This window comes from Streptomyces sp. NPDC102259, assembly GCF_044766465.1.
Lineage (GTDB): Bacteria > Actinomycetota > Actinomycetes > Streptomycetales > Streptomycetaceae > Streptomyces.
The window spans coordinates 273004-297073 of the sequence record NZ_JBIWMA010000005.1 but is presented as its reverse complement, the minus strand read 5'-3'; the positions used below and the strand labels follow the sequence as shown (position 1 = coordinate 297073).

The following is a 24070-nucleotide window of genomic DNA, read 5'->3' as shown; positions in this document are numbered from 1 at the left end:
CATTCCGAGGTGACGCAAAGCCGACAGCCGTCGCATCTGAGGGAGCCCTTTCATGGCCTCTGTGCCGCCGACCCCTTCCGCCGACAGCCGGACCCGTGTGTCCGCGCTCCGAGAGGCCCTGGCCACCCGTGTGGTGGTGGCCGACGGAGCGATGGGCACCATGCTCCAGGCCCAGGAGCCCACCCTCGACGACTTCGAGAACCTCGAGGGCTGCAACGAGATCCTCAACATCACCCGGCCGGACATCGTCCGCTCCGTGCACGAGGAGTACTTCGACGCGGGTGTGGACTGCGTCGAGACCAACACGTTCGGCGCAAACCACTCGGCCATGGCCGAGTACGACATCTCCGAGCGGGTGTTCGAGCTGTCCGAGGCGGGCGCCCGTATCGCCCGTGAGACGGCCGACGCATTCGCCGGACGCGACGGACGCACGCGCTGGGTGCTGGGCTCGATCGGCCCCGGCACCAAACTGCCCACGCTCGGCCACATCGGCTACGGCACCCTGCGCGACGGCTTCCAGGCCAACGCGGAGGGCCTGCTCGCCGGTGGCGCGGACGCCCTGATCGTCGAGACGACGCAGGACCTCCTCCAGACGAAGTCGTCGATCCTGGGCGCCAAGCGCGCGATGGAGGCGACCGGCTTCGACGTGCCGCTGCTGGTCTCGATGGCGTTCGAGACGACCGGCACGATGCTGCTCGGCTCGGAGATCGGCGCGGCCCTGACCGCCCTCGAGCCCCTCGGCATCGACATGATCGGCCTGAACTGCTCGACGGGCCCGGCCGAGATGAGCGAGCACCTGCGCTATCTGGCCCGCCACTCCCGCACCCCGCTGCTGTGCATGCCCAACGCCGGTCTGCCGATCCTCACCAAGGACGGCGCCCACTTCCCGCTCGACGCCGAAGGCCTGGCCGACGCCCAGGACACCTTCGTACGCGACTACGGGCTGAACCTGGTCGGCGGCTGCTGCGGCACGACGCCCGAGCATCTGCGGCAACTCGTGGAGCGGGTCCGGGGCGCCTCGCCCGCCGAACGGCAGCCGCGGCCCGAGCCCGGCGCCGCCTCGCTCTACCAGACCGTGCCGTTCCGCCAGGACACCGCGTACATGGCGATCGGCGAGCGCACCAACGCCAACGGCTCGAAGAAGTTCCGCGAGGCCATGCTGGAAGGCCGCTGGGACGACTGTGTGGAGATGGCCCGGGACCAGATCCGCGAGGGCGCGCACATGCTCGACCTGTGCGTCGACTACGTGGGCCGCGACGGCGTCGCCGACATGGACGAGCTGGCCGGCCGGTTCGCCACCGCCTCCACGCTGCCGATCGTCCTGGACTCCACCGAGGTCCCGGTCATCCGGGCGGGCCTGGAGCGGCTCGGCGGCCGCGCGGTCATCAACTCCGTGAACTACGAGGACGGCGACGGCCCCGAGTCCCGCTTCGCCAAGGTCACCGAGCTGGCCCGGGAACACGGCGCCGCGCTGATCGCGCTGACCATCGACGAGGAGGGCCAGGCCCGGACCGTCGAGACGAAGGTCGCCATCGCCGAACGGCTCATCGAGGACCTGACGACGAACTGGGGCATCCAGGAGTCGGACATCCTCATCGACACCCTGACCTTCACCATCTGCACCGGCCAGGAGGAGTCCCGGGGAGACGGCGTCGCCACCATCGGGGCGATCCGCGAGCTCAAGCGCCGCCACCCCGACGTGCAGACCACGCTGGGCCTGTCGAACATCTCGTTCGGCCTCAACCCGGCCGCGCGCATCCTGCTCAACTCGGTCTTCCTCGACGAGTGCGTGAAGGCGGGCCTGGACTCGGCGATCGTCCACGCGTCGAAGATCCTGCCCATCGCCCGCTTCACCGAGGAGGAGGTGACCACCGCCCTCGACCTGGTCTACGACCGCCGCCGCGAGGGCTACGACCCCCTCCAGAAGCTGATGGCGCTGTTCGAGGGCGCCACCACCAAGTCCCTCAAGGCCGGCAAGGCCGAGGAACTGGCCGCGCTGCCCCTGGACGAGCGGCTCAAGCGCCGGATCATCGACGGCGAGAAGAACGGCCTGGACGCCGACCTCGCCGAGGCCCTCCAGACCCGCCCCGCCCTCGACATCGTCAACGCGACGCTCCTGGACGGCATGAAGGTGGTCGGCGAACTGTTCGGTTCCGGCCAGATGCAACTGCCGTTCGTGCTCCAGTCCGCCGAGGTCATGAAGACCGCGGTCGCCTACCTCGAACCGCACATGGAGAAGTCGGACGCCGAGGGCAAGGGCACCATCGTGCTGGCCACCGTGCGCGGCGACGTCCACGACATCGGCAAGAACCTCGTCGACATCATCCTGTCCAACAACGGCTACAACGTCGTCAACCTCGGCATCAAGCAGCCGGTCTCCGCGATCCTGGAAGCCGCCCAGGAGCACCGGGCCGACGTGATCGGCATGTCGGGTCTGCTGGTGAAGTCCACGGTGATCATGAAGGAGAACCTGGAGGAGCTCAACCAGCGCAAGATGGCGGCCGACTACCCCGTCATCCTCGGTGGCGCCGCCCTGACCAGGGCCTACGTCGAACAGGACCTGCACGAGATCTACCAGGGCGAGGTCCGCTACGCCCGGGACGCCTTCGAGGGCCTGCGCCTGATGGACGCCCTGATCGGCGTCAAGCGCGGGGTGCCCGGGGCCGCGCTGCCGGAGCTGAAGCAGCGCCGGGTCCGCCCGAGCGCCGCCGCGGCCGTCGAGACCGAGGAACGCCCGGAGGAGGGCCACGTCCGTTCCGACGTCGCCACCGACAACCCCGTCCCGAAGCCGCCGTTCGACGGCACCCGTGTCATCAAGGGCATCCAGCTCAAGGAGTACGCCTCCTGGCTCGACGAAGGCGCCCTGTTCAAGGGCCAGTGGGGTCTGAAGCAGGCCCGCGCCGGCGACGGACCGACCTACGAGGAGCTCGTCGAGACCGAGGGCCGGCCGCGGCTGCGCGGCCTGCTGGACAAGCTCCAGACCGACAACCTCCTCGAAGCGGCCGTCGTCTACGGCTACTTCCCCTGTGTGTCCAAGGACGACGACCTGATCATCCTGGACGAGCAGGGCAACGAGCGGACCCGCTTCACCTTCCCCCGCCAGCGCCGCGGCCGCCGCCTGTGCCTGGCCGACTTCTTCCGCCCGGAGGAGTCGGGGGAGACGGACGTCGTCGGCTTCCAGATCGTCACGGTCGGCTCGCGCATCGGCGAGGAGACCGCGAGGCTCTTCGGCTCGAACGCCTACCGCGACTACCTCGAGCTGCACGGCCTGTCCGTGCAGCTCGCCGAGGCCCTCGCCGAGTACTGGCACGCGCGCGTGCGTGCCGAACTCGGCTTCGCGGGCGAGGACCCGGCCGACGTCGAGGACATGTTCGCCCTGAAGTACCGCGGCGCCCGCTTCTCCCTCGGCTACGGCGCCTGCCCCGACCTGGAGGACCGCGCCAAGATCGCCGAGCTGCTCCGGCCCGAGCGGATCGGCGTCCACCTGTCGGAGGAGTTCCAGCTCCACCCCGAACAGTCCACGGACGCCATCGTGATCCACCATCCCGAGGCGAAGTACTTCAACGCACGGTGACTCGGGCGTGCCACTGAGCACACTGATCGGATAAGTCGTACACTTGTCGGTCCACTGAAGGCCGGTTCCCCACAACGGGAACCGGCCTGCTCGTCCCTCAAGGAGGTATGTGGATGACCAGTACGGTTCCCGCGCCAGTAACCCGTACGGCCGAGGGCTCCGCCCTGCAGGCCGTGCTGCTCGACATGGACGGCACCCTGGTGGACACCGAGGGTTTCTGGTGGGACGTCGAGGTCGAGATCTTCGCCGGCCTGGGCCACACCCTCGACGACTCATGGCGCCATGTCGTGGTCGGCGGCCCGATGAGCCGCAGCGCCGGGTTCCTGATCGAGGCGACCGGGGCCGACATCGACCTCGCCGCACTCACCGTCCTGCTCAACGAGGGGTTCGAGGACCGCATCATCCGCGCGCTGCCCCTGATGCCGGGCGCCGCGCGGCTGCTCGCCGAGCTGGCCGAGCACGAGGTGCCCACGGCCCTCGTCTCCGCCTCCCACCGGCGCATCATCGACCGGGTCCTGACCTCGCTCGGCGCCGAGAACTTCCGCCTGAGCGTGGCCGGCGACGAGGTCCCGCGGACCAAGCCGTACCCCGACCCCTACCTGTTCGCGGCCGCCGGACTGGGCGTGGACCCCGCCAGGTGCGCCGTCATCGAGGACACCGCGACCGGGGTCGCCTCGGCCGAGGCGGCGGGCTGTCACGTGGTCGCGGTGCCCTCCGTGGCGCCGATCGCGCCGTCCCGCAGGCGCACCGTCGTCTCCTCGCTGGAACAGGTCGACCTGGCATTCCTGCGCGACCTGATGCCGCTCCGATGATCGGCACCGCGATCATTGGTGATCGGCCGATGACGGAAATGCGATAGGAGTTCACCCAGCGTGCACCGCCGATAACAAGGAATTCGGCGGGTGTGCGCGCGGTGGAATTCCGATCTACGGCAGGTCCCGGTGACGGCTGAATTCCACCCCACCCGAACCCCGTACTGCGTGTGACGTTCCCCACCCGTGCGGGGGTCGACAGTTGACTGTCCGTATGCATGACGCCCTGATGAACTGGGCTTCGGCGCGTCTTTGTGTCCCGATTGATGGGCGGCTGTACGAATCCTTCCGCTGAGGGTTGTTCAGTGCGTCCGCGGCCGGTTTCGCAGCGTGATGGGGTTTCAACTCCGCTGGCTGCGAACCCTCGTGCTGGTGCGGACTAATCTCATCGCGAGAACCTCGCCCTAACCCGTGATCCGCCGCGACACCCCTGCATGCCGGGTACACGGACTCGACAGCTCTGGAGAAACTCGAGCATGAACCGCAAGACTTTGGTGCTGCCGGCCGTGGTCAGTCTGCTCGCGCCCGTACTCGCCGCCTGCGGCGGGTCCGACGGCGGTAGCGGCAGTGGGGACGCCATCGTCATGGGCACCACCGACCGGTTCTCCGTCACCAAGGACGCCCCGGCGCCGCTCGACCCGGCGTACTCCTACGACGTGGGCACCTGGAACATTCTGCGCCAGACCGTGCAGACCCTGATGATCCAGCCCAAGGGCGAGGGCGAACCCGTCCCGGAGGCGGCCCAGAGCTGCGGCTTCACCGACACCGGCAACGAGCGCTACGCCTGCAAGCTGCGCAGCGGCCTCAAGTTCGCCAACGGCGACGCGGTCACCGCCGAGGACGTCAAGTTCTCCATCGAGCGCGCCCGCGCCATCAAGGCCGACTCCGGCGTGTTCGCCCTGCTCTCGACGATCGACACCATCGAGACGCAGGGTGACAACGAAGTCATCTTCCATCTCAAGACCGCCGACGCCACTTTCCCCTTCAAGTTGTCGACTCCGGTCGCCGGCATCGTCAATCCCGACGACTACGAGAAGGACAAGCTGCGCGACGGCTTCTCGATCGACGGCTCGGGCCCCTACACCCTCAAGGCCGAGACCGACGGCGACGAGATGACCAAGGCCGTGTTCACCAAGAACCCCAACTACAAGGGGACGCTGAAGGTGAACAACGACCAGGTCGACATGGTCTCCTACGAGGACGCCGACGCCATGGGCACCGCCCTCGAAAAGGGCGACATCGACCTCATGACCCGCACCATGTCGCCGGAGCAGATCCAGAAGCTCTCGGAGTCCTCCGCGGCCGGGGACATCGGCCTCGTCGAGCTGAACGGCCTCGAGATCCGCTACCTGGCCTTCGACACCACCGACCCGTCGGTCAAGTCCAAGGCCGTGCGCCAGGCGATGGCCCAGGTCATCAACCGCAGCGAGCTCGTCTCCGAGGTGTACGGCTCCCAGGCCGAGCCCCTCTACTCGTTGGTCCCGGCCACCCTCACGGGTCACTCCAACTCGTTCTTCAACACCTACGGCGACCCGAACGTCAGCAAGGCCAAGAGCCTGCTGGAGGACGCGGACATCAGCGCCCCGGTGAAGCTGACGCTGAACTACACGACCGACCACTACGGTCCGGCCACCAAGCAGGAGTTCGAGGTGCTGCAGAAGCAGCTCAACGACAGCGGCCTGTTCGACGTCACCATCAAGGGAACGGCCTGGGACGCGTTCGTCCCGGCCGAGCGCAAGGGCGAGTACGCGGTGTACGGCATGGGTTGGTTCCCCGACTTCCCCGATGCCGACAACTTCGTCGCCCCGTTCCTCGACAAGGACAACTTCCTCAAGTCCCCGTACTCCAACACGGACATCATCGACACCCTGATCCCGGCGTCCCGCCGCGAGGCCGACCGCCTCAGCGCCGCGAAGAACCTGACGAAGATCCAGGACATCGTCGCCCGGGACGTCCCGATCCTGCCGCTGTGGCAGGGCAAGCAGTACGTCGCCGCCAACAACGACGTCACCGGCACGGCCTACGTGCTGAACTCCTCCGCGACCCTTCAGCTGTGGGAGCTCGGCAACGGCGCGAGCAACTGACGCACCCCCCCTCCGGGGCCGGCCACCACGGCCCCGGTGTGCAGAGAAACAACGACAAGGCATTTTGTGAACATGCGTAACCAGTGGCCAGTCCTGCCGATCGTGGCGGGACTGGCCTCCGGCCTGTTGACCGGCTGCGGCACCCAGAGCGGGGGCTCCGGGGGTGACGCCTCCTCCGTGGTCCTGGGGATGTCCGACGACGTACTGGCCACGGACCCCGCCTCCGGCTACGACCCGGGCTCCTGGCTGTTGTTCAACAACGTCTTCCAGTCACTGCTGAGCTTCCCCAAGGGCGGTACGGAACCCGAGCCGGACGCGGCCCGGGAGTGCTCCTTCACCGACACGCGGACCCAGGTCTACACGTGCACGCTGAAGGACGGCCTGCGGTTCAGCAACGGCGACGCGCTCACCTCCGAGGACGTCAAGTTCTCCTTCGACCGCATGCTGAAGATCGACGACGAAGCCGGCCCGGCGATCATGTTCCCCCTGCTCGACAAGGTCGAGACACCCGACGCCAAGACGGTCGTCTTCCGGCTCAAGGCGCCCGACGCCACCTTCCCCAGCAAGATCGCCTCGGGCGCCGGCTCCATCGTCGACCACGAGGAGTACGACGCCGACGGCCTGCGCGAGGACGGCGCCGCCGTCGGCTCCGGCCCCTACAAGCTGGACTCCTTCGGCGACGACCAGGCCGTCTTCTCCGTCAACGACAACTACCGGGGCAGCGCAGGCGATCCCGACAACACCGGCGTCACCCTGAAGTTCTTCGGCGGCGACCAGAAGGCCCTCAAGCAGGCCCTGCTCGCGAACGAGATCGACATCGCCTACCGGGGCCTCACCGCCGCCGACGTCTCCGACATCCAGCAGAGCACCGCCGACGGGGGCGCCGAGGTCGTCGAGGGCAGCAGCGCCGAGGTCCAGCACCTCGTCTTCAACATGGACGACCCGGTCGCCGGAAAGCTCGGCGTCCGCCAGGCCATCGCCCACCTGATCGACCGCGAAGCCCTGATCAAGGACGTCTACGAGGGCACCGCCGACCCCCTCTACTCGATCGTCCCGGCCGGAATCGCGGGCCACAACACCGCCTTCTTCGACCGCTACGGCGCCCGCCCGTCCCGGGCCGCGGCCGCCGCCGCGCTCGCCGACGAGGGCATCACCGACAAGGTGAAGCTCACCCTCTGGTCCACCCCGACCCGCTACGGCCCGGCCACCGACCAGGAACTGAAGGCGATCGCGGCCCAGCTCAACGCCAGCGGCCTGTTCGACGCCGACGTCCGGTCCGTCGCCTACGGCCAGTACGAGAAGGACGTCGTCGACGGCAAGTACGGCGTCTACGTCAAGGGCTGGGTGCCCGACTACCCGGACGCCGACAACTTCACGTCGCCCTTCTTCGGCAAGGGCAACGTGCTGAGCAACAACTTCGCCGACGCCGCCATCACCGGCACGCTCCTCCCGCGCACCGCCGCGCAGAGCGACCGCACCGCCACCGACGCGGACTACGCCGAGCTGCAGAACATCGTCGCCGAGCAAGTGCCGGTCCTGCCCCTCTGGCAGGCCAAGCAGTACGCGGTCGTCGGCGAGAACGTCTACGGCCTGGAGAACTGCCTGGACGCCTCCACGGTGTTCCGCTTCTGGGAACTCAGCAAGAGCTGACGACCCGACAGTCACCCGCCACACGCAGGAAGGCGCCCCCTGACCAGGGGGCGCCTTCCTGTTTCCTCCGGTATCTCCAGTGCTACTGCGCGCCGGGACGCACCAGACCGCTCTCGTACGCGTACACCGCGGCCTGCACCCGGTCGCGCAGGCCCAGTTTGTTCAGCACATGACCCACGTGCGTCTTCACGGTGGTCTCGCTGACGAAGAGGTCGGCGGCGATCTCGGCGTTCGACAGCCCGCGCGCCACCAGCTTCAACACCTCCACCTCACGGTCGGTCAGCGTGTGCAGCGTGTCCGGCACCGGCTCGTCGCCCGACGGCAGATGCGTGGCGTACTTGTCGAGCAGCCGACGCGTGATGCTCGGCGCCAGCATGGCCTCGCCCGAGGCCACCACCCGGATCGCCTGGACCAGTTCGTTGGCGGGCGCGTCCTTCAGCAGGAACCCGCTCGCCCCGGCCCGCAGCGCCTCCACCACGTACTCGTCGAGGTCGAAGGTGGTCAGCACCAGCACCTTCGCCGGCCCGTCCCGCCCCGGCCCGGTGATCTGCCGGGTCGCCTCCACCCCGTCCATCCGCGGCATGCGGATGTCCATCAGCACCACATCGGGCTGCAACGCCCGCACCTGGTCGAGAGCCTGGAGGCCGTCTCCGGCCTCGCCGACGACCGCGAGATCCTGCTCGGCCTCCAGGATCATCCGGAAGCCGGTACGCAGCAGCGGCTGGTCGTCGACGAGTAGGACGCGGATGGCCACGTATGTCTCCTTCTTTAGCCCGGCCCCATTCTGCCCTGAGCCCCGCCCTCGGACTCCGCCGCCCTCACCGGCAGCGTCACGGGAAGCGGATACGGCGGGGGAGTGCCGCCGAACTCCGGGCAGTGCGCCTGGTGGTCGCACCAGCCGCACAGCTTGGTCGGCCGGGGACGCCACTCACCCGTCTCCGTCGCCAGCCGGATGGCTTCCCACAGCGCGAGCAACTTGCGCTCGACGCGCTCCAGATCGGCCAGGACCGGGTCGTACGTCAGCACGTCGCCGCTGCCCAGGTACACGAGTTGAAGCCGCCGGGGGACGACGTTCTTCAGCCGCCACACGACCAGGGCGTAGAACTTCATCTGGAACAGCGCGCCCTCGGCGTACTCCGGCCGGGGCGCCTTGCCCGTCTTGTAGTCGACGATCCGCACCTCGCCGGTGGGCGCGACATCGACCCGGTCGATGATCCCGCGCAGCCGCAGCCCCGACTCCAGCTCCGCCTCGACGAACAGCTCCCGCTCGGCGGGCTCCAGCCGCGTCGGATCCTCCAGCGTGAACCAGCGCTCGACCAGCCGCTCGGCCTCCACCAGCCAGCCGGCCAGCCGCTCGCCCTCCGGATCGTCGGCGAACAGCTCCACGACCTCCGGCCGCGACTCCCGCAGCCGGTCCCACTGGCCCGGGATCAGCGACTTGGCCCGCGGCGCGGTCCGCTCGGCCGCCGGCGCGTCGAACAGCCGCTCGAGGACCGCGTGCACCAGCGTGCCCTTCGTGGCCGCCGGGCTGGGCTTCTCCGGCAGCCGGTCGATCACCCGGAAGCGGTACAGCAACGGGCACTGCATGAAGTCACCGGCCCGCGAGGGCGAGAGCGAGGCGGGCGCTTTGGCGGCGACGGCCGTCGCCACCGCGTCCGGGACCACCGCGTCCGGGACCGCCGCGCCCGGGACCACCGCGCCCGGGACCGCCGGGCCCGGGATGATCGCCTCCGGGGCGGCCGACTCCGGGGCGGCCGTCGCCGGGGTGCTCGTCTCCGTATGCGCCGGATCCTCCACGACACCGCCGTCGTCCACCCGGGCGACGCCCTCGCTGCTGCTCTCCATGACCCCAGACCTTACGGCCCACCACTGACAGTCACCCAGCGCGCGCACCCCGGCTCGTCCCGAACACCGGCGACGACCGGGGAAACACGGGGGGTGCCGGGGCGGAACACGTCACGACCGCCGCATACCATCGGTCCGAGACCCTCCCGCCCTGTACGAGCGGGGGACGCTTCGACGAGGGGACACCGTGGTGGAAAGCGGCGGGACCGGGCGGCCGCGGCCGGACAACGAACAGTCGGCCGAGCACCCCGCGACACCTGCGTCTCCGGCCACCGACCTCGCGCAGACCCCGGACCCCGGCACCCCCGGCCCGGCCACGCCCGACGCGGAACCCGCGCCGGCCACGTCCGAGGCACCGGCGCCGAGCGAAGCCGCGTCCGCCGAAGCCGCGTCCGCCGACGGTGGGGACGCTCCGCAGGAGCCCTCGACCCCCGGCGACGACCACGGCACGACCGGTGCGAACGGGGTCGGCGAGGGCGAAACCGAGGCCGGGGCCGAACCCGAGGTCGGGGCCGAACCCGAGGTCGGGGCCGAACCCGAGGCCGGGCAACGGGTACCTCCCACCCCCACCCCTGCCCCCGCCTCCGTGCCGGCCCTCCCGAAGGGCCCCCCGCCCCAGCGTCCCCCGGAGCAGCCGCGCGGCGGCCTCCTCATGGGGCGCCCCTTCGGTGTGCCCGTCTACGTGGCGCCCAGCTGGTTCCTCGTCGCCGCCCTCATCACCTGGGTCTTCGGCAACCAGCTCGACCGAGTGCTCCCCGAACTCGGCGCCCTGCGCTACCTCGTCTCCCTCTTCTTCGCGGTCGCCTTCTACGCCTCCGTGCTCATCCACGAACTCGCCCACACCATCGCCGCCCTGCGCTTCAAGCTCCCGGTCCGCCGCATCCAGCTCCAGTTCTTCGGCGGCGTCTCCGAGATCGAGAAGGAGGCCGAGACCCCCGGCCGCGAGTTCTGGCTCGCCTTCGTCGGCCCGCTGCTCTCCCTCGTCCTCGCCGGCGTCTTCTACCTCGCGATGCAGCCCGTGGAGCCCGGCACCGTCCCGGGCGTCCTGCTGGCCGGCCTGATGATCTCCAACCTCATCGTGGCGATCTTCAACCTGCTGCCCGGCCTTCCTCTCGACGGCGGCCGCATGCTCCGCGCCGTCGTCTGGAAGCTCACCGGCAAGCCCATGAACGGCACCATCGCCGCCGCCTGGGTCGGCCGGGCCCTCGCCGTCTCCGTCCTCATCGGCCTGCCCCTGCTCACGCAGTCAGGCGCCCTCGGCTCCAGCGCCGAGGACAGCGTCGGCATGGACACCGTCACCGACGCCCTCCTCGCGGCCATCCTCGCCGCGATCATCTGGACCGGCGCCGGCAACAGCCTGCGCATGGCCCGCCTGCGCGAACACCTCCCCGAACTGCGCGCCCGCACCCTCACCCGGCGTGCCGTCCCCGTCGAGACCCACACCCCCCTCTCCGAGGCCCTGCGCCGCGCCAACGACGCCGGCGCCCGGGCCCTGGTCGTCGTCGACGCCCACGGCGAACCCCTCTCCCTCGTCCGCGAGGCCGCCATCGTCGGGGTGCCCGAACACCGCCGCCCCTGGGTCGCCGTCAGCGGCCTCGCCCAGGACCTCACCGACGGCATGCGCGTCTCCGCCGAGCTGGCCGGCGAGGACCTCCTCGACGTCCTGCGCGCCACCCCGGCCACCGAGTACCTCGTGGTCGAGGAGACCGGCGAGATCTTCGGTGTCCTGTCCGCCGCCGACGTCGAGCGCGCCTTCGTCAAGGCCATGGCCAGGCCGTCCTAGCGTGGTCGTCCCCGTGGTCGGCGGCCCCGGCAAACCCCGGTAGGCTGTTCACATGTCCGAACCGACCGGTGCCGCCCGCAGGCGCGGGCCCTTCAAGGTCGGGGACCAGGTTCAGCTGACCGACCCCAAGGGCCGCCACTACACGTTCACGCTCGAGGCCGGGAAGAACTTCCACACCCACAAGGGTTCCTTCCCGCACGACGAACTGATCGGTGCTCCCGAGGGCAGCGTTGTCCGCACCACCGGGAACGTCGCCTACCTCGCGCTGCGCCCCCTGCTCCCCGACTACGTCCTGTCCATGCCCCGCGGGGCAGCCGTCGTCTACCCGAAGGACGCGGGGCAGATCCTCGCCTTCGCCGACATCTTCCCCGGCGCGCGCGTCGTCGAGGCCGGGGTCGGCTCCGGCTCGCTCAGCAGCTTCCTGCTGCGCGCCATCGGCGACCAGGGCATGCTGCACAGCTACGAGCGCCGCGAGGACTTCGCCGAGATCGCCCAGCAGAACGTGGAGCGCTACTTCGGCGGCCCGCACCCCGCCTGGCAGCTCACCGTCGGCGACCTCCAGGACAACCTGTCCGACACCGACGTCGACCGCGTCATCCTCGACATGCTCGCCCCCTGGGAGTGCCTGGAGGCCGTCTCCAAGGCGCTCGTGCCCGGCGGCATCCTGTGCTGCTACGTGGCCACCACCACCCAGCTCGCCCGCACCGTCGAGTCCATCCGCGAGATCGGCTCCTTCAACGAGCCGACCTCCTGGGAGTCGATGATCCGCAACTGGCACGTGGAGGGCCTGGCGGTCCGCCCGGACCACCGGATGATCGGCCACACCGGCTTCCTGCTCACCGCCCGTCGCCTCGCCGACGGCGTCGAGCCGCCGATGCGCCGCCGCCGCCCCGCCAAGGGCGCCTACGGCGAGGACTACACCGGTCCCAACGCCGACGGAGGCAGCGGCCGCTGACGCCGCCCCAGCACAGCGTCCAACGACAAGGCGCCGACCGGAGACCGATCCGGCCTCCGCCGACACGGCTCGACAGCGAAGGCCGACGCGTCCCGGATCCGCGTCCGATATCCCGTACCCCGCCGTTCCCCCACCCTGTGACGTGTGGCACGATGCTGGCCAATCCCCCACCCCCACCGGCACAGCCACCACAGGAGACACTGCCAGTGCAGCAATCCGCCGTCCCGGAACTGGCACACACCCACACCCGGCCGATCCACTGGGTCGCGACCGCCGCCGCGCTCGCCGGCGTCGTCGCCTTCTCCTCGCTCCTGCAACCCAAACCCGCGACAGCCGCCCAGGCCGCGGGCCCGGACGCCAAGCCCGCTCCGGTCACCACCGCGGCCCCCGCCACCACCGGCGTCGACTTCCCGCTCGAATGCGGCCCCGTACAGGCGCTCGTGGTCAAGAAGGCCAGCGGCGACCTCGACGGCGACGGCACCCCGGAGACCGTCGCCGCGGTCCATTGCGACGCCCCCATGGGAACCCCGCCCGACGGCGTCTACGTCCTCACCCAGGGCGCGGACAGCACGCACGCGCGCGTGGTCGCGACCCTCGTCGACCCGAAGGCCCGCAACACCGTCACGAGCCTCTCCGTCACCGACGGAGCCGTCCTCGCCACGCTGCTCGGCTACTCCACGGCCGACGTACCCAGTTGCTGTCCCGACGTGAAGGACAGCGCCAAGTGGCAGTGGAAGGACGACAGGTTCATGCGCTCGACGCCCGCGGGCGCCCACAGCGTCTGATCCGGGCCATCGGCCCTGTGAGAAATCAGACAGGTGTGACAGTGCGCGTCCGTGAGCTCACTCCGCGTCCGGACCGTAGACCTCGACGCTGTCCGAAACGCGGCGCACATGAATACAGTCGCCCGGGCATTCCCGCGCCGAGTCCACCACGTCCGTCAACAACGGCAACGGCACCGGGGTCGTGGCCCCCTTGGCCTGGAGCAGCTCGTCGTCGCCGCCCTTGACGTAGGCCAGGCCGTCGATGTCCAGCTCGAACACCTCGGGCGCGTACTGGGCGCAGATCCCGTCGCCGGTACAGAGATCCTGGTCGATCCAGACCTCCAGCTCTTCGCTGCCGACACCGGTCTCCTGCTGCACGCCCATATCTCCTGCCGTTTACCGCCGAGCCGCAAGGGAACGATGCAGGCTCTGACGGGTGTTGAACACTTCGACCCTACCCTCGGCGGCTTCCGGACCGTGTTCGGTGGGTATTCCCCTGGCGTGAGGGAGAGCGCAAGGGTGAAGATCGGACACACCCCGACAGTCTTTGTGATCTAGGGGTTTCAATCGACACCCACCCAGGTAGGGTCTGGAAGCGTCCAGCTCCCCTTGGAGGAGGTGAGGACCGTGGCAGCCCACGACGACGACATGAACCGCGGCATCCGCCCGGGACGAGGGTCCGACGACCCGTCCGGGCAGATTGCCTACCTTGAGCAGGAGATCGCCGTCCTGCGACGCAAGCTCGCCGACTCTCCGCGACACACGAGGATTCTCGAAGAGCGGATCGTCGAGCTACAGACAAACCTGGCCGGCGTGTCCGCCCAGAACGAGCGACTCGCGAACACACTCCGTGAGGCACGCGACCAGATCGTGGCTCTCAAGGAAGAAGTCGACCGGCTCGCCCAGCCGCCGGCCGGCTTCGGTGTCTTCCTCACGGCGAACGAGGACGGCACGGCCGACATCTTCACCGGGGGCCGCAAGCTCCGGGTGAACGTCAGCCCCGGCGTCGAGCTCGAAGAGCTCCGGCGCGGCCAGGAAGTGATGCTCAACGAAGCGCTCAACGTGGTCGAGGCCATGGAGTACGAGAGCGTCGGCGACATCGTCACCCTCAAGGAGATCCTCGAGGACGGCGTGCGCGCCCTCGTGCAGGGGCACACCGACGAGGAACGGGTGGTCCGGCTCGCCGAGCCGCTCCTCGACGTCGTCATCCGCCCCGGCGACGCCCTCCTGCTCGAACCCCGCTCCGGCTACGTCTACGAGGTCGTGCCCAAGAGCGAGGTCGAGGAACTCGTCCTCGAAGAGGTCCCGGACATCGGCTACGAGCAGATCGGTGGTCTGGGCAACCAGATCGAGATGATCCGCGACGCCGTCGAGCTCCCGTACCTCTACCCGGACCTCTTCAAGGAGCACGAGCTGCGCCCGCCCAAGGGCGTCCTGCTCTACGGGCCTCCCGGATGCGGCAAGACGCTCATCGCCAAGGCCGTCGCCAACTCGCTGGCCAAGAAGGTCGCCGAGGTCACCGGTCAGGCCACCGGCAAGAGCTTCTTCCTCAACATCAAGGGACCCGAACTCCTCAACAAGTACGTCGGTGAGACCGAGCGGCAGATCCGTCTCGTCTTCCAGCGTGCGAGGGAGAAGGCATCCGAGGGCACCCCCGTCATCGTCTTCTTCGACGAGATGGAGTCCCTGTTCCGCACCCGTGGCTCCGGCGTCAGCTCGGACGTGGAGAACACCATCGTCCCGCAGCTCCTCGCCGAGATCGACGGTGTCGAAGGCCTGCAGAACGTGGTCGTGATCGGCGCCTCCAACCGTGAGGACATGATCGACCCCGCCATCCTGCGCCCCGGCCGGCTCGACGTGAAGATCAAGATCGAGCGTCCGGACGCGGAAGCGGCCAAGGACATCTTCCAGAAGTACCTCACCGAACGCCTGCCCCTGCACTCCGAGGACGTGGGCGAACACGGCGGCGACAGGACCACCACCGTCCAGAGCATGATCCAGACGGCCGTGGAACACATGTACGCCGAATCCGAGGAAAACCGCTTCCTGGAAGTCACCTACGCCAACGGCGACAAGGAAGTCCTCTTCTTCAAGGACTTCAACTCCGGCGCGATGATCGAGAACATCGTCGGCCGTGCCAAGAAGATGGCCATCAAGGACTTCCTCGACCACAACCAGAAGGGCCTTCGCGTCTCCCACCTCATCCAGGCCTGCGTGGACGAGTTCAAGGAGAACGAGGACCTGCCGAACACCACCAACCCCGACGACTGGGCCCGGATCTCCGGAAAGAAGGGCGAACGGATCGTGTACATCCGTACCCTCATCACCGGAAAGCAGGGCGCGGACACCGGACGCTCCATCGACACGGTGGCGAACACCGGACAGTACCTGTAAGAGCGGGGCGGCTGCGGGTGCCCACCACGGGTACCCGCAGCCGACTGCTTTCCGGGCCACGGCTGGAGCAAGGCAATGACGCAAATGATCTCCCCACCAGCGCGGAGGCGTTCTAGGCTCTTCCGTACCGCCGGGTCGCGCAGTGCGGGGACGGGCACCGCACACGCACCGGAGCACCACCGGTATCTGAGCGGCGCCCACGACCGAGGGTGCCGCCGGGCAAGGAGGGCCGCATGACCGTACGGCGAGTAATGGGCATCGAGACGGAGTACGGCATCTCCGTCCCCGGCCACCCCAACGCCAATGCCATGCTCACCTCGTCCCAGATCGTCAACGCCTACGCGGCGGCGATGCACAGGGCCCGCCGGGCCCGCTGGGACTTCGAGGAGGAGAACCCGCTGCGGGACGCGCGCGGCTTCGACCTCGCCCGCGAGGTCGCCGACTCCAGCCAGCTCACCGACGAGGACATCGGCCTCGCCAACGTCATCCTCACCAACGGCGCACGCCTCTACGTCGACCACGCCCACCCCGAGTACAGCGCGCCCGAGGTGACCAATCCCCGCGACGCCGTCCTCTGGGACAAGGCCGGCGAGCGGATCATGGCCGAGGCCGCCGAGCGTGCCGCCGCACTGCCCGGCGCGCAGCCCATCCACCTCTACAAGAACAACACCGACAACAAGGGCGCCTCCTACGGCACGCACGAGAACTACCTGATGAAGCGGGAGACCGCCTTCTCGGACATCGTGCGCCACCTGACGCCCTTCTTCGTCTCGCGCCAGGTGGTCACCGGCGCCGGCCGCGTGGGAATCGGCCAGGACGGCCATGAGCACGGATTCCAGCTCAGTCAGCGCGCCGACTACTTCGAGGTCGAGGTCGGCCTGGAGACGACGCTGAAGCGCCCGATCATCAACACGCGCGACGAGCCGCACGCCGACGCGGAGAAGTACCGACGCCTCCATGTGATCATCGGCGACGCCAACCTCTCCGAGATCTCGACGTATCTGAAGCTGGGCACGACGGCGCTGGTCCTGTCGATGATCGAGGACGGCTTCATCGCGGTGGACCTGGCGGTCGACCAGCCGGTCCGCACCCTCCACCAGGTCTCCCACGACCCGACCCTGAAGCGACTGGTCACCCTGCGCAGCGGCCGTACGCTCACCGCGGTCCAGTTGCAGATGGAGTACTTCGAGCTGTCGCGCAAGTACGTGGAGGAGCGGTTCGGCTCCGACGCCGACGATCAGACGAAGGACGTCCTCGCGCGCTGGGAGGACACCCTGAACCGTCTGGAGAACGACCACATGAGCCTCGCCGGCGAACTGGACTGGGTCGCCAAACGGGAGCTCATGGAGGGCTACCGGCGCCGTGACGGCCTCGACTGGGACGCCGCCCGTCTCCACCTCGTGGACCTCCAGTACGCCGACGTACGGGCCGACAAGGGCCTCTACAACCGTCTCGCGGCCCGCGGCCGCATGAAGCGTCTGCTGGACGAGGGCGAGGTCGAGCGGGCGGTCACGAAGCCCCCGGAGGACACCCGCGCGTACTTCCGCGGCCGCTGCCTGGAGCAGTACGCCGACGATGTCGCCGCCGCCTCGTGGGACTCGGTGATCTTCGATCTGCCGGGTCGGGATTCGCTCCAGCGCGTCCCAACCCTCGAACCTCTTCGCGGAACGCGAAATCACGTCAAGGAGCTCCTGGACCGCTGCCGCACGGCAGAAGACCTGGTCAAGGTCCTCTCGGGCGGCTGAACGACGACCCGGACGCAATCTCCGGGACGGGGTGGAAACCCTCCCGTCCGGGAATCATCGAGGTGGCTCCCGTACGTTGTGGCAACTGCGGGGCCGATGTCGGACCCGGCTTGTAGGGTCTGATCATCACCGATCGGCAGGAATGCCGACCTGTCGACCATGTCGGGCGAAAGAGCGGGGTGAGGGTTATGGCGACCAAGGACACCGGCGGCGGCCAGCAGAAGGCGACGCGCTCCACGGAGGAGGTCGAGGAGCAGGCGCCCGAGGCGCAGGCTTCGGAGGACCTCAAGGAGCGCCAGGAGAAGCTGAGCGACGACGTCGACTCGGTTCTTGACGAGATCGACGATGTCCTCGAGGAGAACGCCGAGGACTTCGTTCGAAGTTTCGTCCAGAAGGGCGGCGAGTAGCCTTCGAATTGAAGGCTATGGGCGGCTCTGGAATTGGCGATCGAAGATGTTGTGAAGAGCTGCTCGCGGTGCGGGGAGTCGAAGCCACGGGCAGCCTTCGCCAGTAACAGAGCGGCGAAGGACGGGTTGCAGGCCTACTGCCGGGAGTGTTGGGCGGCATATCACCAGGCTCGCCAACTCGCGAAGGGCCGGAACGTGCGGCCGCGGGTGGAGACGCCCGAAGGGCACAAGTTCTGCCGCAGCTGTGAGGAGATCAAGCCGCACAGCGAGTGGCACCGCAACGCGACAGCGTCCGACGGCCTTGCGACCTGCTGCAAGGCATGCAAAGCAGTCAAGGGGCGCCGCGGACACCTGAAGCGCCATTACGGCATGACCGAAGCCGAGCGTGACGCGATGGTGGCCTCTCAGATGGGTCTCTGCGTGATCTGCCTGAAAGCTTCGGCCGTCCATGTGGATCACTGCCACGAGACGGGTAGGGTCCGAGGCGTACTGTGCTTCAACTGCAATTCGGCCATCGGCAAGTTGGGAGATGATCCCGACGCTGTTCGTCGGGCAGCCGCTTACCTGGAAGGAACTCCATGGAAGCCAACACTCGTAGCACCGGGCGTCTACCGGCTGCCTTCCTGACGCCCGGGTCCTCGTCCTTCATGGACTTTCTCTCCGACCACCAGCCGGAGCTGCTGCCCGGCAAGCGGCAGCTGCCCCCGACGCAGGGTGTGATCGAGGCGCCGCACGGCACGACGATCGTCGCCGTGACGTTCCCCGGTGGCGTCGTCCTCGCCGGTGACCGTCGCGCCACGATGGGCAACGTCATCGCGCAGCGCGACATCGAGAAGGTCTTCCCGGCTGACGAGTACTCGGCCGTCGGAATCGCCGGTACCGCCGGCCTGGCCGTCGAGATGGTGAAGCTGTTCCAGCTGGAGCTGGAGCACTTCGAGAAGGTCGAGGGAGCCCAGCTCTCGCTCGAGGGCAAGGCGAACCGGCTGTCGACCATGATCCGTTCCAACCTGGGCATGGCCATGCAGGGTCTGGCGGTCGTGCCCCTCTTCGCCGGGTTCGACGTGGACCGGGACCGGGGCCGGATCTTCTCCTACGACGTCACGGGCGGCCGCTCCGAGGAGCTCAACTACGCCGCCACCGGCTCCGGCTCGATCTTCGCGCGCGGGGCGATGAAGAAGCTCTTCCACAACAGCCTGACCGAGGCGGAGGCCACGACCCTCGTGGTCCAGGCCCTCTACGACGCGGCGGACGACGACTCGGCGACCGGTGGTCCCGATGTCGCGCGCCGGATCTACCCCATCGTCACCGTGATCACCGAGGACGGCTTCCGCCGGCTCACCGATGAGGAGTCGTCGGAGATCGCCCGCGCGATCCTGGCGCGTCGCCTGGAGCAGCCGGACGGCCCGCGCGCCGCCCTGCTGTAGCCGGCGGCCCCGTTCTCATCCCAGGTGATCCAGTGACTTCGACAGAAAGGGACGGATAACCGGTGTCGACGCCGTTCTATGTCTCACCCCAGCAAGCGATGGCCGACCGCGCCGAGTACGCCCGCAAGGGCATCGCGCGCGGGCGCAGCCTCGTCGTGATCCAGTACGCCGACGGCATCGTGTTCGTCGGTGAGAATCCGTCCCGCGCGCTGCACAAGTTCAGCGAGATCTACGACCGGATCGGCTTCGCGGCCGCCGGCAAGTACAACGAGTACGAGAACCTGCGGATCGGTGGCGTCCGGTACGCCGATCTGCGTGGTTACACCTATGACCGTGACGACGTGACCGCCCGAGGCCTCGCCAACGTGTACGCCCAGACCCTGGGCACGATCTTCTCCTCGGCGGGCGAGAAGCCCTACGAGGTGGAACTGGTGGTGGCCGAGGTCGGCGCCACGCCGGACGGGGACCAGATCTACCGGTTGCCGCACGACGGTTCGATCGTGGACGAGCACGGTTCGGTGGCGGTCGGCGGCAATGCCGAGCAGATCAACACTTACCTGGATCAGCGTCACCAGGACGGCATGAGCCTTGCCGAGGCGCTGAAGCTGGCCGTGCAGGCCCTGTCGCGCGACACCAACGGCACGGAGCGGGAGATCCCCGCCGAGCGCCTGGAAGTGGCCGTGCTGGACCGTACCCGGCCGCAGTCGCGAAAGTTCAAGCGGATCGTGGGCCGTCAGCTGGGCCGGTTGCTGGAGACGGACGGCGCCGCGACGGAGGCGGAGAGCTCCGACGAGGAGTGACACCGTCCGCGTTTCACGCCCTGTGCGCCCCGGTCGATTGATTCGGCCGGGGCGCAGGGCGTCTCAGGAGGCGTTCGGCGGCGCCGTGGAGGCCCGTACGACCAGTTCGACGGGGATGTCCCCGCCGTCCGGCGTGCGGCCCTCCAGGACGGCCAGGAGGGCCCGCATGCCCCGTTCGCCGAACAGCTCGGCGTCCAGTCGTACCGTCGTCAGCTCGGGGTCGAGGGCGGTGGCCAGGGCGAGGTCGTCCAGGCCGGTGACGGACACGTCGTCGGGGACGCGCAGGCCGAGGCGCCGCAGGGCCTTGTAGACGCCCGCCGCGAGCTTGTCGTCGTCGCACACGACGGCGGTGGGCCGCGGTCCCGGAGCGCTCAGCGCCGCCTCCGCGGCGGCCAGGGCGCCGTCGATGGAGATCGGGGCGGGGGCGGTGCGCAGAGTGGTCCCCGCCGCCGCGCCGACCCGGGCGGCGAGTTCACGCGCGCGTACCTCGAAGGTCCAGGACGGGATGTCGGCGGCGAGGTGCAGGAAACGGCGGTGGCCGAGGCCCAGCAGATGGTCGGCGACCTGGCGGACGCCGTCGGCGATGTCCAGGTTGACCGTGGCGGCGCCGAGGCTTCCGGCGGGGTCGCTGTCCAGCATCACCAGGGGGAGCTGGTCGCCGCGGATGGCGGTCAGCGCGTCGGCGGCCATCGACGAGGCGAGGACGCCGTCGAGGGCGGCCTGGGCGGAGGCGAAGGGGTCGCGGGCGGGGCCGACGCCCTCGGGGGAGGGGTAGAGGACCACTCCGAAGCCGTGTTCGGCCGCCACGCGCGCCGCCCCGGTGTAGACGCCGGCGAAGAACTCCGTGGTGAGCGCGGGGACGACGAGCAGGACCGTGCGGGTGCGGCCGAGGCGGAGGTTGCGGGCGGCGAGGTTGGGCCGGTAGCCGAGGTCGCGGGCCGCCTCCCGTACGCGCTGCGCGGTGGTCTCGGAGACACGGCCGCGCCACTTGTCGCCGAGCACGAGGGAGACGGCTGCCTGGGAGACCCCGGCGGCCTGGGCGACGTCACGGCTCGTCGGGCGCGTGCTACCTCGTGCCACCGTGGGCCTGCTCCTTCGTCTGGACTGGCGAACAGCGCACATGGTACGTATGACAAGAGACGTTATACGTAAAACCTCGAGGTGGGTTCACCGCCTCGGGCGAGCCGACGGAGGCAGGACATTGGCCGCGGGGTACCTGGAGATCCTCAGGGCGAAGCATGCCGCCCGGCTGCTGACCGGCACCCTCGTCGGCCGGCTGCCCAACGCCACGGCCGCCATCGCGATCGTGCTGTTCGTGCGCGCGCAGGGCGGCACGTACAGCCTCGCGGGCGCGCTGGCGGCCGTGTACGGCGTCGCCAACGCCGTCGGGCAGCCGCTGCTGGGGCGGCTGGTCGACGTGCACGGGCAGCCGCGGATCCAGTTGCCCGCGGCGCTCGTCTCGGCCCTCGCCATGGCGGCCTTCGCCTTCGTGGGCACGGACCCGCTGCCGCTCGCCTACACGACGGTGGCGGCCGCCGGACTCTTCACGCCGCCCCTGGAGGGTGGCCTGCGGGCGCTGTGGCCGGCGGTGCTGCGCCGTGAGGACCAGGTGCACACGGCGTACGCGATGGACGCGGTGGCGCAGGAGGTGATGTTCACCGTCGGGCCGCTGCTGGTGACCCTGTGCGTGTCGGTGTGGTCGGCGCAGGGGGCCCTGCTGCTGCTGAACGCGGTCGGGGTGGCCGGCGCGCTGTCGGTGGTCGTGTCGCCGCCCTCGCGCGCGTGGCGCTCGGCCCCACGCGCGGCGCACTGGCTGGGCGCGCTGCGGTCGCCCGGTCTGCTGGCGCTCCTCGGCGCGTTCCTGTTCATCGGCGTCGCGCTCGGTTCCATCACGGTGGCGTCCGTGCCGTACGCGGACGACCATGGTGGCGACGTGGTGTACGGCTGGCTGATGGCGGCGCTGGGGCTCGGCGCGCTGGTCGGCGGTGTGGTGTACGGGGCGCGGCAGTGGACGGGGCCGCCGGAGCGGCGACTGCGGGGGCTGGTGGCGCTTCTGGCGGTGTGTTACCTGCCCTTGACGCTGATGCCGGGTGCGGTGGCCATGGTGGCGCTGACGGCGCTCGCGGGGGTGTTCCTGGCGCCCGCCATCGCGTGCGCGTTCGTCATCGTGGACCGGCACGCGCCGCGCGGGACGGTCACGGAGGCGTTCTCCTGGCTGGTGACGACGTTCACGGTCGGCGCGTCGGTGGGAACGGGCCTGGCGGGTCCGGTCGTAGAGGCCGGCGGCGCGCCGTGGGGGTTCACGGTGCCGGCCGTCGCGGGCGCCGTGTCGCTGGTGGTTTTGCTGGCCACAGGGCGGGTAATGGCAGTTCCCGTCGGAAGTGGGGTCGTTGCGGCTTCATCGGAAAATGATCCAAACCGTGCTGCCGAACCCCGTTTCAGTTCAGGGGATCGGGCGTAATGTTCACTCATGGACCGCCGCATTTTCGGGCTGGAGAACGAGTACGGCGTCACATGTACGTTCAGGGGACAGCGTCGGCTGTCTCCCGACGAGGTGGCGCGGTACCTCTTCCGCCGTGTCGTGTCATGGGGCCGAAGCAGCAATGTCTTTCTGCGAAACGGCGCCCGCCTCTATCTCGACGTGGGATCGCATCCGGAATACGCGACACCGGAATGTGACAACGTGACCGAGTTGGTCACCCACGACAAGGCCGGCGAGCGCATTCTCGAAGGACTCCTGGTGGACGCGGAGCGACGCCTGCACGAGGAAGGAATCGCGGGCGACGTCTACCTCTTCAAGAACAACACGGACTCGGCGGGCAACTCTTATGGTTGCCACGAGAACTACCTGGTGGCCCGGCACGGGGAGTTCTCCCGGCTCGCGGACATCCTGATCCCGTTCCTGGTGACCCGCCAGCTGCTGTGCGGCGCGGGCAAGGTGCTCCAGACGCCCCGTGGGGCGGTCTACTGCGTCAGTCAGCGGGCCGAGCACATTTGGGAGGGCGTCTCCTCCGCGACGACCCGCTCGCGGCCCATCATCAACACACGCGACGAGCCGCACGCGGACGCCGAGCGTTACCGCCGTCTGCATGTCATCGTCGGCGACTCCAACATGTCCGAGACGACCATGCTGCTGAAGGTCGGCGCGACCGACCTGGTGCTGCGCATGATCGAGGCGGGCACCGTGATGCGGGATCTGACGCTGGAGAACCCGATCCGGGCGATCCGTGAGGTCAGTCACGACATCACGGGCCGGCGCAAGGTGCGGCTGGCCAGCGGCCGGGAGGCCTCCGCGCTGGAGGTGCAGCGGGAGTACTACGAGAAGGCCGTGGACTTCGTCGAGCGCCGGGGTGTGCGCACCGGCACCGTGGACCAGGTCCTGGAGCTGTGGGGCCGCACGCTGGACGCGATCGAGGCGGAGGACCTCGACCGGATCGGCACCGAGATCGACTGGGTGATGAAGTACAAGCTCATCGAGCGGTACCGGGCCAAGCACAACATGACCATGTCGCATCCGCGAGTGGCGCAGATAGACCTCGCTTATCACGACATTCACCGTCGTCGTGGTCTGTACTACCTGTTGGAGCGAAAAGGCCAAGCCGCGCGGATCTGCAACGACTTGAAGATCTTCGAGGGCAAGTCGGTGCCGCCGCAGACCACCAGGGCGCGGTTGCGCGGCGACTTCATCCGCCGTGCGCAGGAACAGCGCCGGGACTTCACGGTGGACTGGGTGCACCTGAAGCTCAACGACCAGGCACAGCGCACCGTGTTGTGCAAGGACCCGTTCCGGTCGGTGGACGACCGGGTGGAGAAGCTGATCGCCGGAATGTGAG

At 69.2% G+C, this 24070-nt stretch carries 19 protein-coding genes; 15 read left to right on the top strand and 4 right to left on the bottom strand.

Features of this window, described 5'->3' with window-relative positions; genetic code table 11:
* Positions 1 to 52 precede the first annotated feature (52 nt).
* The 4 genes from metH to ACIRPU_RS15510 all read left to right on the top strand — a co-directional run bounded on the left by metH (position 53) and on the right by ACIRPU_RS15510 (position 8120).
* Positions 53 to 3574, top strand: a complete 3522-nt coding sequence (gene metH / locus ACIRPU_RS15525) for a methionine synthase (RefSeq protein WP_403866843.1) — start codon at positions 53 to 55, stop codon at positions 3572 to 3574.
* Between the two features lie 113 nt (positions 3575 to 3687).
* Complete coding sequence (locus ACIRPU_RS15520; RefSeq protein WP_403866840.1) at positions 3688 to 4386, top strand: HAD family hydrolase; 699 nt, start codon at positions 3688 to 3690, stop codon at positions 4384 to 4386.
* A gap of 476 nt (positions 4387 to 4862) precedes the next feature.
* Positions 4863 to 6470 carry an ABC transporter substrate-binding protein gene (locus tag ACIRPU_RS15515; RefSeq protein WP_403866837.1) on the top strand — a complete coding sequence of 536 codons (1608 nt, stop codon included), beginning with the start codon at positions 4863 to 4865 and terminating at the stop codon, positions 6468 to 6470.
* Between the two features lie 66 nt (positions 6471 to 6536).
* Positions 6537 to 8120 carry an ABC transporter substrate-binding protein gene (locus ACIRPU_RS15510; RefSeq protein WP_403866833.1) on the top strand — a complete coding sequence of 528 codons (1584 nt, stop codon included), beginning with the start codon at positions 6537 to 6539 and terminating at the stop codon, positions 8118 to 8120.
* An 82-nt stretch (positions 8121 to 8202) separates the two neighbouring features.
* Here ACIRPU_RS15510 and ACIRPU_RS15505 read toward each other — a convergent pair whose 3' ends face one another.
* Both ACIRPU_RS15505 and ACIRPU_RS15500 read right to left on the bottom strand, forming a co-directional pair.
* The gene (locus tag ACIRPU_RS15505) at positions 8203 to 8874 is read right to left on the bottom strand and encodes a response regulator transcription factor (RefSeq protein WP_020128315.1); all 672 of its coding nucleotides are present in this window, start codon (positions 8872 to 8874) and stop codon (positions 8203 to 8205) included.
* Between the two features lie 14 nt (positions 8875 to 8888).
* Entirely contained in the window at positions 8889 to 9965 is a 1077-nt protein-coding gene (locus tag ACIRPU_RS15500; RefSeq protein ID WP_403866830.1) for a RecB family exonuclease, read from the bottom strand.
* 187 nt (positions 9966 to 10152) lie between these two features.
* On the opposite strand from ACIRPU_RS15500, the gene ACIRPU_RS15495 reads away from it, so the two are divergent.
* The 3 genes from ACIRPU_RS15495 to ACIRPU_RS15485 all read left to right on the top strand — a co-directional run bounded on the left by ACIRPU_RS15495 (position 10153) and on the right by ACIRPU_RS15485 (position 13488).
* On the top strand, positions 10153 to 11748 hold the full coding sequence (locus ACIRPU_RS15495) for a site-2 protease family protein (protein ID WP_403866827.1): 1596 nt from the start codon (positions 10153 to 10155) through the stop codon (positions 11746 to 11748).
* 52 nt (positions 11749 to 11800) lie between these two features.
* Positions 11801 to 12703 (top strand): tRNA (adenine-N1)-methyltransferase, encoded by a 903-nt coding sequence (locus ACIRPU_RS15490; protein WP_046261810.1) that lies wholly within the window; start codon positions 11801 to 11803, stop codon positions 12701 to 12703.
* A gap of 206 nt (positions 12704 to 12909) precedes the next feature.
* Entirely contained in the window at positions 12910 to 13488 is a 579-nt protein-coding gene (locus ACIRPU_RS15485; protein WP_403866824.1) for a hypothetical protein, read from the top strand.
* A gap of 57 nt (positions 13489 to 13545) precedes the next feature.
* On the opposite strand, the gene ACIRPU_RS15480 is transcribed toward ACIRPU_RS15485, so the two are convergent.
* Complete coding sequence (locus tag ACIRPU_RS15480) at positions 13546 to 13851, bottom strand: ferredoxin (RefSeq protein WP_403866821.1); 306 nt, start codon at positions 13849 to 13851, stop codon at positions 13546 to 13548.
* Positions 13852 to 14094: 243 nt separating this feature from the next.
* On the opposite strand from ACIRPU_RS15480, the gene arc reads away from it, so the two are divergent.
* From arc to prcA, 6 genes are all read left to right on the top strand, one after another.
* Entirely contained in the window at positions 14095 to 15861 is a 1767-nt protein-coding gene (gene arc / locus ACIRPU_RS15475; protein WP_355706592.1) for a proteasome ATPase, read from the top strand.
* A gap of 233 nt (positions 15862 to 16094) precedes the next feature.
* Positions 16095 to 17606 carry a depupylase/deamidase Dop gene (gene dop / locus ACIRPU_RS15470; protein WP_403866816.1) on the top strand — a complete coding sequence of 504 codons (1512 nt, stop codon included), beginning with the start codon at positions 16095 to 16097 and terminating at the stop codon, positions 17604 to 17606.
* 188 nt (positions 17607 to 17794) lie between these two features.
* Positions 17795 to 18013 carry a ubiquitin-like protein Pup gene (locus tag ACIRPU_RS15465; protein WP_020128324.1) on the top strand — a complete coding sequence of 73 codons (219 nt, stop codon included), beginning with the start codon at positions 17795 to 17797 and terminating at the stop codon, positions 18011 to 18013.
* A gap of 33 nt (positions 18014 to 18046) precedes the next feature.
* Positions 18047 to 18640, top strand: a complete 594-nt coding sequence (locus tag ACIRPU_RS15460; RefSeq protein WP_403866812.1) for an endonuclease VII domain-containing protein — start codon at positions 18047 to 18049, stop codon at positions 18638 to 18640.
* A complete protein-coding gene (gene prcB, locus ACIRPU_RS15455; protein WP_403866809.1) occupies positions 18592 to 19437 on the top strand; it encodes a proteasome subunit beta in 846 nt (281 codons plus the stop codon). The genes ACIRPU_RS15460 and prcB overlap by 49 nt, the downstream gene beginning before the upstream one ends.
* 62 nt (positions 19438 to 19499) lie before the next feature.
* The gene (prcA, locus tag ACIRPU_RS15450; RefSeq protein ID WP_403866806.1) at positions 19500 to 20237 is read left to right on the top strand and encodes a proteasome subunit alpha; all 738 of its coding nucleotides are present in this window, start codon (positions 19500 to 19502) and stop codon (positions 20235 to 20237) included.
* 63 nt (positions 20238 to 20300) lie between these two features.
* On the opposite strand, the gene ACIRPU_RS15445 is transcribed toward prcA, so the two are convergent.
* The gene (locus tag ACIRPU_RS15445; protein ID WP_403866803.1) at positions 20301 to 21317 is read right to left on the bottom strand and encodes a LacI family DNA-binding transcriptional regulator; all 1017 of its coding nucleotides are present in this window, start codon (positions 21315 to 21317) and stop codon (positions 20301 to 20303) included.
* A 121-nt stretch (positions 21318 to 21438) separates the two neighbouring features.
* Here ACIRPU_RS15445 and ACIRPU_RS15440 point away from each other — a divergent pair, with 121 nt between their 5' ends.
* Both ACIRPU_RS15440 and pafA read left to right on the top strand, forming a co-directional pair.
* Positions 21439 to 22698: an MFS transporter gene (locus tag ACIRPU_RS15440; RefSeq protein WP_403866800.1), complete on the top strand. Its 1260-nt coding sequence runs from the start codon at positions 21439 to 21441 to the stop codon at positions 22696 to 22698.
* A gap of 9 nt (positions 22699 to 22707) precedes the next feature.
* Positions 22708 to 24069 (top strand): Pup--protein ligase, encoded by a 1362-nt coding sequence (gene pafA / locus ACIRPU_RS15435; RefSeq protein ID WP_057607036.1) that lies wholly within the window; start codon positions 22708 to 22710, stop codon positions 24067 to 24069.
* Position 24070: the final 1 nt, after the last annotated feature.

What these genes read in the sequence shown, in the direction of transcription:
- ACIRPU_RS15520 (WP_403866840.1), top strand. Translation starts at nt 3,688, where the DNA reads ATGACCAGTACGGTTCCCGCGCCAGTAACCCGTACGGCCGAGGGCTCC.
- metH (WP_403866843.1), top strand. Translation starts at nt 53, where the DNA reads ATGGCCTCTGTGCCGCCGACCCCTTCCGCCGACAGCCGGACCCGTGTG.
- pafA (WP_057607036.1), top strand. Translation starts at nt 22,708, where the DNA reads ATGGACCGCCGCATTTTCGGGCTGGAGAACGAGTACGGCGTCACATGT.
- ACIRPU_RS15500 (WP_403866830.1), bottom strand. Translation starts at nt 9,965, where the DNA reads ATGGAGAGCAGCAGCGAGGGCGTCGCCCGGGTGGACGACGGCGGTGTC.
- dop (WP_403866816.1), top strand. Translation starts at nt 16,095, where the DNA reads ATGACCGTACGGCGAGTAATGGGCATCGAGACGGAGTACGGCATCTCC.
- ACIRPU_RS15465 (WP_020128324.1), top strand. Translation starts at nt 17,795, where the DNA reads ATGGCGACCAAGGACACCGGCGGCGGCCAGCAGAAGGCGACGCGCTCC.
- ACIRPU_RS15490 (WP_046261810.1), top strand. Translation starts at nt 11,801, where the DNA reads ATGTCCGAACCGACCGGTGCCGCCCGCAGGCGCGGGCCCTTCAAGGTC.
- ACIRPU_RS15480 (WP_403866821.1), bottom strand. Translation starts at nt 13,851, where the DNA reads ATGGGCGTGCAGCAGGAGACCGGTGTCGGCAGCGAAGAGCTGGAGGTC.
- prcB (WP_403866809.1), top strand. Translation starts at nt 18,592, where the DNA reads ATGGAAGCCAACACTCGTAGCACCGGGCGTCTACCGGCTGCCTTCCTG.
- ACIRPU_RS15515 (WP_403866837.1), top strand. Translation starts at nt 4,863, where the DNA reads ATGAACCGCAAGACTTTGGTGCTGCCGGCCGTGGTCAGTCTGCTCGCG.